General features: G+C 58.5%; 12 protein-coding genes. 8 read left to right on the plus strand and 4 right to left on the minus strand.

Features of this window, described 5'->3' with window-relative positions; genetic code table 11:
- Window positions 1-4 precede the first annotated feature (4 nt).
- From Q8L25_RS29305 to gluQRS, 6 genes are all read left to right on the plus strand, one after another.
- Window positions 5-358 (plus strand): DUF4150 domain-containing protein, encoded by a 354-nt coding sequence (locus Q8L25_RS29305; protein WP_308922737.1) that lies wholly within the window; start codon window positions 5-7, stop codon window positions 356-358.
- Window positions 359-464: 106 nt separating this feature from the next.
- Entirely contained in the window at window positions 465-1,565 is a 1,101-nt protein-coding gene (locus Q8L25_RS29310) for a polymorphic toxin type 15 domain-containing protein (RefSeq protein ID WP_308922738.1), read from the plus strand.
- Window positions 1,562-2,227, plus strand: a complete 666-nt coding sequence (locus Q8L25_RS29315; protein WP_308922739.1) for a GAD-like domain-containing protein — start codon at window positions 1,562-1,564, stop codon at window positions 2,225-2,227. The genes Q8L25_RS29310 and Q8L25_RS29315 overlap by 4 nt, the downstream gene beginning before the upstream one ends.
- A gap of 44 nt (window positions 2,228-2,271) precedes the next feature.
- Complete coding sequence (locus tag Q8L25_RS29320; protein WP_308922740.1) at window positions 2,272-2,676, plus strand: hypothetical protein; 405 nt, start codon at window positions 2,272-2,274, stop codon at window positions 2,674-2,676.
- Between the two features lie 53 nt (window positions 2,677-2,729).
- On the plus strand, window positions 2,730-3,236 hold the full coding sequence (locus Q8L25_RS29325; protein ID WP_308922741.1) for a hypothetical protein: 507 nt from the start codon (window positions 2,730-2,732) through the stop codon (window positions 3,234-3,236).
- A 460-nt stretch (window positions 3,237-3,696) separates the two neighbouring features.
- Window positions 3,697-4,614 (plus strand): tRNA glutamyl-Q(34) synthetase GluQRS, encoded by a 918-nt coding sequence (gene gluQRS / locus Q8L25_RS29330; protein WP_308922742.1) that lies wholly within the window; start codon window positions 3,697-3,699, stop codon window positions 4,612-4,614.
- A gap of 75 nt (window positions 4,615-4,689) precedes the next feature.
- On the opposite strand, the gene Q8L25_RS29335 is transcribed toward gluQRS, so the two are convergent.
- Both Q8L25_RS29335 and Q8L25_RS29340 read right to left on the minus strand, forming a co-directional pair.
- Window positions 4,690-6,915: a TonB-dependent receptor gene (locus Q8L25_RS29335; protein WP_308922743.1), complete on the minus strand. Its 2,226-nt coding sequence runs from the start codon at window positions 6,913-6,915 to the stop codon at window positions 4,690-4,692.
- 306 nt (window positions 6,916-7,221) lie between these two features.
- Complete coding sequence (locus Q8L25_RS29340; protein WP_308922744.1) at window positions 7,222-7,422, minus strand: hypothetical protein; 201 nt, start codon at window positions 7,420-7,422, stop codon at window positions 7,222-7,224.
- On the opposite strand from Q8L25_RS29340, the gene Q8L25_RS29345 reads away from it, so the two are divergent.
- Complete coding sequence (locus Q8L25_RS29345; protein WP_308922745.1) at window positions 7,421-10,435, plus strand: PAS domain-containing protein; 3,015 nt, start codon at window positions 7,421-7,423, stop codon at window positions 10,433-10,435. The genes Q8L25_RS29340 and Q8L25_RS29345 overlap by 2 nt on opposite strands.
- Entirely contained in the window at window positions 10,428-11,330 is a 903-nt protein-coding gene (gene bla / locus Q8L25_RS29350; protein WP_308922746.1) for a class A beta-lactamase, read from the plus strand. The genes Q8L25_RS29345 and bla overlap by 8 nt, the downstream gene beginning before the upstream one ends.
- Here bla and Q8L25_RS29355 read toward each other — a convergent pair whose 3' ends face one another.
- Window positions 11,331-11,768: a DUF695 domain-containing protein gene (locus tag Q8L25_RS29355; protein ID WP_308922747.1), complete on the minus strand. Its 438-nt coding sequence runs from the start codon at window positions 11,766-11,768 to the stop codon at window positions 11,331-11,333.
- Window positions 11,769-11,869: 101 nt separating this feature from the next.
- The gene (gene tam, locus Q8L25_RS29360; protein WP_308922748.1) at window positions 11,870-12,637 is read right to left on the minus strand and encodes a trans-aconitate 2-methyltransferase; all 768 of its coding nucleotides are present in this window, start codon (window positions 12,635-12,637) and stop codon (window positions 11,870-11,872) included.
- Window positions 12,638-12,660 lie beyond the last annotated feature (23 nt).

Consider the following 12,660-nt stretch of genomic DNA (forward strand, 5'->3'; position numbering starts at 1 on the left):
GAGCATGCCCACCGGTGCCCGCAAGAACAGCATCTTCATGGTCGTCAGCCTGCTGCCGGACGTATGCAAAACCCCGATGGGTTCCAGCATGGTGCCGGTGCCCTACCCCATCGTCGGCGACCTGAATAACAGCGTTGCGGTAGCCAAGACCGTTTTCTTCAATCGCGATCCGGTATTCCTGCTCGACGACAGCGTGGTGACCACCGTCACCGGCAACGAAGCGGGCACGGGCGGCGGCATGAAGTCGGGTGTCAACAAGGGCAAAGTACGCGCCACGGAAAGTGCGACTTCCGTACGCGTGGAGAAGAAGCTCGTCGTGCGTCATGGCGACGAGTGCGATATGAATCTGGCGAGCTAAGCATGGTTTTCGATCACGACAGTGTCGCTGCGCGGTCAAGCATCAGATTGAGAAGCGTCGACGATGTGGCCCGCCACTTCGCCAACACGATACGGATTGGACTACCATGACCACCAAGGGGGTGATCCTGGAACAGGCGCCGCCATCGGCAACACACATCGACCCGAAAGGTGGCGGCGCGAATCCGCCGCTGATGCCGGAAACCGAGCCAGAACAGTCCATGTGGCAGAAGTCCAGCCCTTGGGTACATGGCGTGCTGGGCGTGGCGAGTTTTGTTCCCGGCTTGTCCGTCGTGACGGGCGCCCTGGACGCGGCCATCTACACGGCCGAGGGTGAATTTGTCGAAGCCGGCCTTGCCGCCGCCAGCATGATTCCGGGTGGCAAGGTAGTCACGACGGTGGGCAAGGTGGCCAAAGGCGCGGCAGGGATCGCCAAGGGTACGGGAACGGCCGCCAGGGTCGTCAAGGGGGCGCATGAGGCGGAAGAAGTACTCAAGGCGGCCAGGAAAGCGGAAGAGGCGGCCAGAATAGCAAAAGAGGCCAAGGCCGCCAAGGAAGCGCGGGAGGCAAAAGAGGCGGCAGATAAGGCGCGGGAAGCCGCCTCCAGTGCGAGAAAGCCGAAAAAGGAAGTGACGATCAAGACCCGCGAGCATAAAGTGCCGTGCTTCCATCCCTTCGACAAGAAGAAATTCATGCGGATGAGCCAGTCCGATCAAAAGGCATATTTAAAGGAAATGGCCAAGCAGCTCAAGCAGCAGGAGGATGCAATCAATAGCTTAACTGCCAGCCAATACAAGGATGCTAGGGATGCCTTCAAGGCCGTGAATCGTAATCCAGTTGCGGACATGGCACAAGCGGAGGTCAGAAACCAAGCTACCGCGAATATCAGGATGAATATTATTAAGAGTTTACGCAAGAAAGGTATGAGTGCAGCCGATGCAAAGAAAGAAGGGATTATTCGTACTGAAGCAGTGATGGGTAAGCTTGCAGCACTACATGACCCTGACATGGTGGCAGGCGGCTGGATGCGCGCGAAAACTTTAGGAATAGGGCGCGCCGATGTAAATTCGTCAATTGGCGCTAGCTGGAATCAAAATAATAGAGTATCCGGAATGGACTCTGAAGCCAAAAGAGCAATCGAGGATGGCCGTGGAGATCAAAAAATGAACGTCAAACTGGAACCTTGCCGTGGAAGGATTATGCGATGAGAGATGAGGATTTTGAAGTATTCATAGATGCATTTGGAGAGGCAACACAACGCGTTGAGGTACCTGCGACGAGCATTGAAAAGTGGCGCGGAAAATTGCCTGATCAGCTACTGAGGTACTGGGAGGAAGAAGGATGGTGCGGATACGCAAATGGACTTTTTTGGACAGTCGATCCCGATGAGTATGAAGATTTGCTGGATGAATGGCTGGAAAATACCCAGCTGGAACAGCTTGATGCATTCCATGTCATTGCAAGGTCTGCATTTGGCTATCTTTATGCATGTGGCGAAAAAACAGGACAAAACGTTACGGTGGCATGTCCACTTAATAAAATATTTGTTCTCCCCAAGGAATTAAAACCGAAAGGAAAAGAAGATTTGAATTTTTCCATTCGTTGTTTTTTTTCCTCGATTGAACCAAAAAGTTTTTACTTTTTGGACGAAGGAGGCCAACCGCTTTTCGAGCGTGCTATCGCCATTCTCGGCCCACTCGCAGCAGACGAAATATTCGGTTTTGAGCCAGCGTTAGTACTTGGTGGAAAAGTGCTACTTGAAAATCTAGCCAAAATAAATCTGGATGTACATCTGACGATCCTCCGACAACTTGCAACGCCAACTTTACCGTTCGAACATATCGATATCGACAAACTGATGGATTCATAAATTATTTTATATTGACACTTATCAACCAGGAATAACATTGATCCATGAAAAAATTTCATACTTCAGATTCCATCAATATGGGAATACTTTGCCTAAATTTTGACGAAGCAAAAAAATTCTACATTGATCATCTTGGATTTTTTGTTACGATGGATAGTATTATTCAGTTTGATTCAGGAACCAGCCGCCGGCTAACAATGGCGCACGAGTACAACAAAAAATTCTCGATAGAATTCATACATCCGTCAAGCATTGAGCAGGCAACTCGCGTAGGTGCAAAAGGTGGGACAATCAATCTATTCACCTTACCAACGAAAAATATTGGCACGCTCAAGGAACGACTGGAAAAAACTGCTTTTTTCATCGATTACCTAGAGGTGCCCTACGCAAGTTTTTTAAACTTGGAAGATCCTATGGGGAATAATATTTGCCTCTACGAACCGTGCTAAACCAATGCAATAATTACATGAAAATACATCAATAAAAATTATGCATGATAAAAATGAAAAAATTTAAAATTCCAATTTATGCTTTTGATTTTATCAATGGATTGTTGCGCATCAATGGAGATATTGCATTATCGAAAAAAACTACAGCAAACGATGTCAAGAACAGAATTATCAACACATTCCTTATCAAACCCAGAACACCTGAGCCTGGAATTTTTATTTTTGATATCAACGGATGGGTAGACGAGCATGTCGTTGAGATGATTTCCTTAAAAGAAACCTTCTCAAAAATAGATTATGTCACGATATACTATTTTGAAAATAATTCTTTCGGCAACGGCATCAGTGAGTCATCGCTCGTCAAAAAAATTCAAAAACAGTGTGGTAATCCCGGAAAAATTAAAGGGCTATCAGAAATAGTATTCCAATTCCCATGGGGAAGAATTATCGTACATCATGATATAAAAGTATCTTCCTCATGCATAATCTTGCAGTATAAAAAAAATACCCCGAGGATCAACTCATCATGTCGAGAAAAAATGATACTTCAAAACCATTAATCAATATCAATAAATCTATACAAGCACAGCAACGGATAATAGAACTCATAAAGAATAGTGATTGTTTTTTCCCAAAATAGAATGAGATAGGATGGGTTATTTTATTAAAGAAACTACCCGAAAAATTAAAAATATGCCTTCTGCATGAAATTTCCTTGGGAAATTCATTGATCACATTGAATTGCTCAGACTGGCCAGAAAAGGGGAGTGTTGTAGCACTGCCAAGTAACAAGTTCAGAATAACCCAATTCGACAAGGAGCTACATTTCAGAGAATTAAATGATCCGCATTATTGCAGGGAAGAAATTTCATATATTGAAGATAATTTTACGCATCTGATTATCAATTAGATCACATCAAAAACGGGTCAGCATTTGACTTGCCCAGCGCCCTGCCCGATACTTGCCGCTGTCTCCAAGCTCCCACCCCGAGCAACACAGCACCAGCATCTCTCACCACCATGTCCTACTTCACCGCTCCCGCCCCCTACATCGGCCGCTTCGCCCCCTCCCCCTCCGGTCCCTTGCACATGGGCTCGCTCGTGGCCGCCATGGCCAGCTATCTTGATGCCAAGGTGCATCAGGGAACATGGCTGCTGCGCATCGAGGACCTGGACTATGACCGCAATGTGGATGGTGCCGATGCGGCCATCCTGGCGTCCCTGCAGCGCTGCGGCATGGCGTGGGATGGCGAGGCGACTTGGCAGAGCCGGCGGCTGCCGTTGTATGAGGCGGCTTTGACGCGGCTGCAGGGTGACGGTCTGGTGTATGCCTGCGGCTGTTCGCGCAAGGAGATACAGGATTCGGTGCTGCAGGCGGGCGTGGCCAGGAATGGCGCGGCGGTGTATCCGGGTACTTGCCGCCATGGCCTGGCGCCGGGCAAGGAAGCCCGCGGGCTGCGACTACGGGTGCCCGATGGCGATGCGGCTGTGTACGGCTTTGTGGACCGCTGGCATGGCGAGGTGCGGCAGGACTTGGCCAGCGAGGTGGGCGATTTTATCGTGCTGCGTGGCGATGGCTATTGGGCGTATCAACTGGCGGTGGTGGTCGATGACGGCGAACAGGGCATCACCGATATCGTGCGCGGGGCGGATTTGCTCGATTCGACGCCGCGCCAGCTGTATCTGCAGGACGTCTTGAACTTGCCGCATCCACGATTTTTGCATGTGCCTGTTGTCAATAATGCGCTGGGCGAAAAACTGTCGAAGCAAACGGGGGCACTGGCCTTCGATACGGGCACGCCGGCGCAAGAGTTGCTCGCGTCGGCCCTGCTGCCGGCTGCGCGCTTCCTGGGTCTCGATGTGCAGACCGGCAGCCTCGATGACTTCTGGCGGCGGGCAATACCGGCCTGGGCGCGGCGACTTTCCGAGCAACCATAAAAAAACCCGCCGCGGCGCAAACCGTAGCGGGTTCAAGGCAGGCGCCAGCACGAGGCCGGCGCCTGAAATCGGCAATTAGAAGTTGCCTTTGAACTGAACGCCAAACTGGCGTGGCTCGTTGATGAAGCCGGTCAGGTTGTTGAAGTCGATGGCACCGGTCACGCGCTTGGTGTCGGTAATGTTGCGGCCGAATGCAGCCACTTCGTACTTGCCGTCTTGCCAGATGTAACCTGCGCGCAAGCCGCCTTCGACCAGAGCCTTGCCGGTGAACTCGGTCGACTCATACAGGAAGAAGTTGATCTTGCTGCGGTAGGACCAGTCGGTGTAGACATAGAACTCGCCGTTTTCCATCGGGATCGAATAGCGGCCGGTGGCGGTCACAGTCCACTTCGGTGCTTGCGGCAACGCATTGCCGTTGATGATGGCGTTGCCGGCGGCATTCTTCGGATCGGTCACGATGCAGCTGCGGCAGGTGGCCACCGACAGGGTCGGATCGTCGATCTCCGTGAAGTTGTAACTGCCGCCCAAGGACATTTTGAGGCTAGGCGTGACAAAACCTTCCAGTTCCAGCTCGGCGCCGCGGCCGTTGGTCTTGGCGGCGTTGATCAGGCGCGTGACGTTCGAGTTACCACCCACTACCGTCAGTTGCTGGTTCTTGACCTGGTAGTCATACACGCTAAAAGCAACGCGGGCGCGGCGCTCGAACAGGTCGGCCTTGACGCCGGCTTCATACGAGGTGATGGTTTCGGCATCGGCCACGGTGACCGGCACGCTGGAGCTTGCCGGAGCAATACTTGGCGCACGGAAACCGGTAGCGACACGGCCGTAGAAGCTCACGTCCTTGGTGTACTTGTAGGTGCCGCTCAGGTCCCAGTTGAATTTCGATTTGCTGACATCGGCGCTGGTCGGATTGACTTGCACCACGCGGTCGGCCACCACGGTATCGAAATCTTTCTTGTCTTTCGTGTAGCGCAGGCCGGCGCGCAGCATGAAGGCGTCGTTGACAGCGTAGTTGACCGAACCGAAGGTGGCCCAGGCGGTGTTTTTCTGGCGGCTGGCCAGATGCGAAGCGAGCACGTGGGTATTGGTGTCGAAGGTATCGGAGAAACCGTTGGCGTCTTCATTGAAGTAGTACACGCCTGCCTGCCAGTTCAGCGGACCGGCATTTTTCGATTCGGCGCGGAATTCTTGCGAGTACTGTTTCACGCTGCTGATGCCGCCGGCGGTTTCCACATTGAATGGAATCGCCGGGGTCATGCCTGGCGCGCCGCCGTCGATATCGCCGTGCGACAGGTAGCTGCCGACATGTTCGAAACCGGTGATCGAATACAGTTTCACGCCGTCCAGGTCCCAGCTCAGGCGGGCGCTGGCGCCATTGGTGCGCAGGTTCTGGAAGTTCGGTGCGTTGGTGAACGATTTGTTCGGATCGAAGCCGTCGACCAGGTCATTGCTGCCAGGACGGATGGCGTTGGCGTAGAACACGCGCGCGCTGCCGGTGGTGTTGCGCTGGTGTACGTTGAACAGGGCGTTGAAGGTGGTGTTCGGCGCATACAGCACTTGCACGCGTTCGGCGTGTTCGTTGTAGCCGTCCAGCGCATCTTTCTGGCCGGTAAAGGTGTTGTCGACGTAGTCGTCGCGGTGCTGGCGCAGGGTCGAGAAACGCATCGCCCACTCTTTGCTCAATGGCACGTTGACGGCGCCTTCGGCATTGATGGTGTTGTGGGTGGCGATCGAACCGCTGTAATAGCCTTCGACCTTGTCCAGGCTCGGCTTGGCCGATTCGAACTTGACCACGCCGGCAGGGGTGTTGCGGCCGAACAGCGTGCCTTGCGGGCCGCGCAGCACTTCCACGTTGGCCACGTCGAAGATCGGGTAACCCTTCAGGATCGGGTTTTCTTGCACGACATCGTCGTAAATCAGGGAAACAGGTTGCGATGCAAAAATGTTGAAGTCGGTATTGCCGTAGCCGCGGATGTAGAAGCGCGGGAAGGTACGGCCGTTCGACGATTCCACGTTCAGGCTAGGCACTTTGCCGGCCAGCATGCGGATATCCTGGCCGCCGGAGACGATGACGTCCAGCTTTTGGGCGGTCAGCATCGATACGGAGACTGGTACGTCGCGGATGTTTTCCTTGCGGCGCTGGGCCGTGACGGTCACGGTTTCAAGCTGGCTGGCGGCAGGCGCTGCATCTGCGGCGGCCTCGTCAGCGTAGGCCGTGCCGATAGGCAAGGCTGCGGTAAGGGCAAGCATGGCGGCGCTTTTGGCGCACAAACGCTTGTGCATCTTGGACATTTTGATCATGAAGAGTTCCCCAGAAGTTAAAAAGTAATGCGAAGAATGGCTGTCTCCGGTATTTCTTCTTGCGGCGCTGTGCATACGCCTGCACCTTTCTGGTGCGGCAGCGCGAGCGGATGTCCCTCCGCTCCTGGCGTCGCTGGCTCCGTCCCTGCTGCCCCATTGCCGGCAGCGGTCATGGCCGCATCGTCTCGATATCTCGCAGACGCCAACTTTAAAAACAAGGCGCCAATTTAATTCAAGCCCGTCTTTGGCCGCAAGAATATTGTTGCTACGCACAATCATTCATCCAAAGAAGCACCTCGATAGTGGTTATTCAGCCACAAAGCCCGCTGTTTTGTGGTTTTCATGGTGGTTTTCATACTTCTCAAAAGAGCCATGAAAAAACGCGATAAGGCTGCAAGCGGAAATGCCCGCGCCAGCAAATGCCTGTAATATCGCAACAATTGCAAGCTCTGCCCTGCCCCATACCGGTGCAGCCGCAGCCCGCGTACCATAGCCGACCGTGTCCATGCCCGAACCCCGCCCGAACCCGCCTGCCAGTATCGCCAGCCATGCGGCACCGTCCCTGTTCGATCTCACGCCGGACCTGGTCTTCACCATCGGCGTCGATGACACTTTGAGCGGCCTGAACCCCAGCGCGCGGCGCCTGCTGCATGGCAACAGATGGGACCGGCTGTGGATACCCAGCGACAATATCGCCGCCGATACCGCACTGCAGACGGCGCGCCGCGATGGCCAGGCGCAGTGCGACGCCACCCTGATCGGCGGCGCCACCGGCAACGGCTGGCAAGTGCTGCTGCATCGTTTGCCGCCCGATGGCTTATCCGGGCAGCAGGTGCTGGCCATCTGCCGCGACATCAGCGCACGCCTGGAAGCGGCGCGCCAGCTGGCCGACAACGCCCTGCGCGCGCGCACCCTGCTGGGCGCCCATTGCGACATTGCCTGGAGTACCAGTACCGCCGGCAACTTTGACGCCGACCAGCCCGCATGGCGCGCCTACACGGGCCAGAGCACGGCTGAACTGATGGGCAAGGGCTGGCTCAATGCCGTGCATCCCGACGACCGCGCCATCGCCGACGCCGCCTACCCACACCCTTCGGACGTGCGCACCACCGAATACCGCCTGCGCCATGCGGACGGCGGCTACCGCAACGTCGTCGCACGCATGCTGCCCGTATATGGCCCTGACGGCGCCGTCAGCGTATGGGTCGGTTCGCATACCGACGTGACTGCCACGCGGCAGGCGGAACAGCGCCTGCGGCTGGCCATGCAGGGTGGACGCATGGGCACCTGGGATATCGACCTGGGCAGCGGCAGCATGCAGTGTTCGGCCACCTGCATGACCAATTTCGGTTTTGCCCAAGGAGAAGGCGTCGACTATCAGCGGCTGAGTGCGGCCATGCTCGAGTCCGACCGCCTGCGCTGGCGCGCGGCGGTGCACGAAGCGATCACCAGCGCCAGCGATGTCGAGGTGGAAGTACGCGTGCGCTGGCCCGACGGCTCGCTGCATTGGGCGCATATGCGCGGCGCCTGCACCTGCGATGCGGCCGGCAATGTGATCGGCCTGTCGGGCATCTCGCTGGATATCACCGCCAGCAAGCACAACGAAGAAACCTTGCGCATGACCCTGGCTGCCGGCGACGTGGCCACCTGGAACTGGGATATCGTGGCCGACAAGGTGACGGTCGACAGCAATATGGCGCGCCTGTTTCCCGTCGATACCAGCAGCTCCGGTCCCGCGCCGCTGGCACGCTATGTGGACGTGATCCATCCCGACGACCGCGAGCGGGTCGGCAGGCAGATCGAGCAGGCGCTGCAATCGCAGCAGCCGTTCGAATCGCGCTACCGCGTGCGTGCCCTGGATGGTCAGTACCACTCGGTGCTGGCGCGCGGCCGTGCCGAATATGGCGCCGATGGCACGCCCTTGCAGTTGCCCGGCGTCATCCTCGACATCACGCGCCAGAGCCAGGTGGAAGACGCGCTGTCCAGCAGCGAAGAGCGCTACAGCACCTTGATCGAGCTGATGGACCAGGCCTTTTGCGTGATTGAAATGCTGTACGACGATGAGGGCAAGCCAGTCGATTTCCGCTACCTGGAAGCGAACCCTGCCTTCGTCAAGCAGTCGGGGCTGGAGAACGCGATCGGCAAGACCATCCGCAGCTTCGTGCCCGAGCACGACCAGCACTGGTTCGACTTTTACGACCAGGTGCTCAAGACCGGCCACCCGATGCGGTACGAAGACGAGGCGCACGCCATGGAGCGCTGGTTCGAGATCTTCGCGGCGCGCCTGGGCGAGCCGGGCAGCACCAGGCTGACGGTGTTGTTTACCGATATCAGCGAGCGCAAACGTGCCGAGAAACAACTGCGCCAGCTGGCCGACGACCTGTCGGAGATGGACCGGCGCAAGACCGAATTCCTGGCCACCCTGGCGCATGAATTGCGCAATCCGCTGGCACCGATCCGCAACGGCCTGCAGATCATGCGCCTGGCGGCCGACAAGCCGGCCACGGTGGCGCGCGTGCGCGACGTGATGGAGCGGCAGGTCAACCAGATGGTGCACCTGGTCAATGACCTGCTGGACGTGGCGCGCATCACGCGCGGACAGATCGAACTCAAGCTGGAACGCACGGATCTGAAGACCATTATCGCCAGCGCGGTGGAAACCAGCATGCCGCTGATCGAAGCCAACCAGCATCAATTGCAGGTGAATATCGATGAGCAGGCCTTGCCGCTCGACGCCGACCCGACACGCCTGGCGCAGGTGGTCGGCAACCTGCTCAACAACGCCGCCAAGTATACGCCGGCCAAAGGCCAGATCGTATTGACGGCGCGCCGCACCGGCGACGACGCGCACATCGACGTACGCGACAGCGGCGTGGGCATACCGGCCGCCTCCTTGTCCACCGTGTTCGACATGTTCACCCAGGTGGGCCAGAACATGGGCCGCGCGCAAGGCGGGCTGGGCATCGGCTTGTCGCTGGTGCGGCGCCTGGCTGAGTTGCACGGCGGCAGCGCCAGCGCGGCCAGTGCCGGCACCGGCCTGGGCAGCACTTTTACGGTACGCCTGCCGCTGGCGGCGCCAGCACCGGCGGCCAGGGACGACGACACGCCGCAGTCATTGCCAGCAGCGACCGTGCCGTTTCGCGTGCTGGTGGTGGACGACAATGTCGACGCCGCCGACACCCTCGCCGCCGTGCTCGACATCATGGGCCACACCACGCAGGTGGTACACGATGGCGCCCAGGCGCTGGCCGTGGTGCCGCAATTCCTGCCCGAGGTGGTGTTTCTCGACATCGGCCTGCCCGGCATGAACGGCCATGACGTCGCGCGCGCCCTGCGCCGGACGCCAGCCGGCGCGCACGCCGTGCTGATCGCCCTCACGGGCTGGGGCGCAGAGGACGACCGCAGCCAGTCCAGCGCGGCCGGCTTCGACCATCACCTGACCAAACCGGCCAATCTGCACGCCATCGGCGAATTGCTGGCCACCGTATCCACCCATCAAAAGAAGACCGACCATGTCTGAAGAACTCAATCATTCCCGCCGCCAGGTGCTGATCCTGGCCGGCGCCGCCCTGCTGTGCCCGGCAGCGCTATTGCATGCCGCGCCCAACGCCACCACGGCGGCGGACGCCCAGGCGCAACTGGCGGCACTGGAACAGGCCGCCGGCGGGCGCCTGGGCGTGTCTGCCCTGCACACCGGCAGTGGCGCGCGCATCGCCCACCGCGCCGACGAACGCTTTCCCATGTGCAGCACGTTCAAATCCATGCTGGCGGCGGCGGTGCTGGCGCGCAGCACCAGCGACCCGCACTTGATGAACAAGCTGGTGCGCTATGAAGCCAGGGAACTGGTCACTTATTCGCCGGTCACGGAACAACATGTGGCCACCGGCATGCGCGTGGCCGAGCTGTGCGCCGCCACCTTGCAAACCAGCGACAACAGCGCGGCAAACTTCCTGATGAAAATATTGGGTGGCCCGCAGGCGGTAACGGCCTATGCGCGCAGCATCGGCAATGAGGTATTCCAGCTGGAACGCTGGGAAACGGAACTCAATAGCGCCATCCCGGGCGAAGTGCGCGACACCACCAGCCCGGCGGCCACCGTGCACAGCCTGGACGGCCTGCTGCTGCGCACCAGTTTGCCGGCAGCGCAACGCCAGCAGCTCGACACTTGGATGCGCGGCAACACCACCGGCGACAAGCGCATCCGTGCCGGCGTGCCTGCCGGCTGGAGCGTGGCCGACAAGACCGGTTCGGGCGCCTACGGCAGCGTCAACGATATCGGCGTCGCCTACCCCTCCGGCGACGCGACAGCGCCGCTGGTGATCGCCATCTACTACACGCGTGAACAAAAGAACGCGCCGACCAACCAGGACATCATCACGGCCGCGACCCGTATCGTGGTGGCGGCGCTGGGCTGATCAGCCTTGCGGTAGTGCTGCCATGAAGCCGGCGTAGGTCGACCATGCCGGGTCGGCCGCGCTGCGGATTTCAATCGGGAACTTCGGCCGCGGCGCCAGCGCCGTATTGAGGCGGTTGAAAAATTCCTCGCCCGACTGCGTGTAATAAATCCATTCGCGCAGGTTTTCGCCGGTCGACACCAGCGCCAGGGTGGCAAAGCCCTCTTCCTCGACCACCGGCGCCAGCGCCGCTTCCAGCTCTTCCATGTGCTCGCGCTCGTTCGGCGACGGCATGCCGGTCTCGTCTTCATAGCGCCAGGCGATGATGATGCGGTCCGGCTGCGACGACAGGTCCCAGTCGTCATGGAAGGTGTCGACATAGCGGTAGATGATGGCCATCTCGTCGCTATGGGTAACGACGGTGCCCCAGCTGCGGGCGGAAGTGGATTGTTGATTCATGGCGGCATTCCGAGAGAAGAAAACAAGAGGCGCAGTCTACAGCCAGGCGGCAGCGATGTCGACCTGGTCAGTGCGGAAGCAGACCCCGAATCTCGCCCAACTTAACGGTTGGCCACGATGAACAGGCGCGGAAAGGGCAGCAGCACCGTGCCGTCGGCCAGGGCGGGATACGCCTTGGCGATTGCTTCCTGGTAGCGCTGCAAAAAGGCCGCCTGTTGCGCATCGTCCAGCGGCGCCAGATATGGCTGCAGGGCGCTGCCCTTGAACCACTCCACCACCGCCGAGGCACCGGCCAGCGGATGATAATACGTTGTGCGCCAGACATCAACGTGTTTGCAATGGGGCTGCAAGATCGCATAATAATCGCTGGCGCCATGGCGCGGATTGTGCCGGATCGCGCCGATCGTGGCCGACCAGGGCCCGTCCGCCGCCACTTCACGCGCCAGCCGGTGGGCTGGTTCGTCGAGGTTGTCCGGGGTCTGGATCGCCAGGCAGCCGCCGGGTGCGAGCTGGGCCGCCAGGTGCGGATACAGCGTGGCGTGGTCGGGCAACCATTGCAGCGAGGCGTTGGCCAGGATCACATCGACCTTGCCAGCCGGTGGCGCGTTCCAGGCCGCGATATCGGCAACCGCGAAATCGAGCGCCGGCAAACGCTTGCGCGCCGCCGCGACCATGTCTGCGGAACTGTCCAGGCCGCTGATGACTGCCTCGGGGAAACGATGGCGCAGCACTTCGGTCGAATTGCCGGGACCGCAACCGAGATCGACCGCCAGGTGGACTTCGCGCTGCGCGATGGCAGCCACCAGGTCGCGCACCGGGCGGGTACGTTCATTTTCAAATTCCGAGTATTGCTTTGCCGACCAAGTCATCCTGAGCTCCTGTTGATAGGTGA

The organism is Janthinobacterium sp. J1-1, from assembly GCF_030944405.1.
In the GTDB taxonomy this organism is placed as follows: domain Bacteria; phylum Pseudomonadota; class Gammaproteobacteria; order Burkholderiales; family Burkholderiaceae_D; genus Janthinobacterium.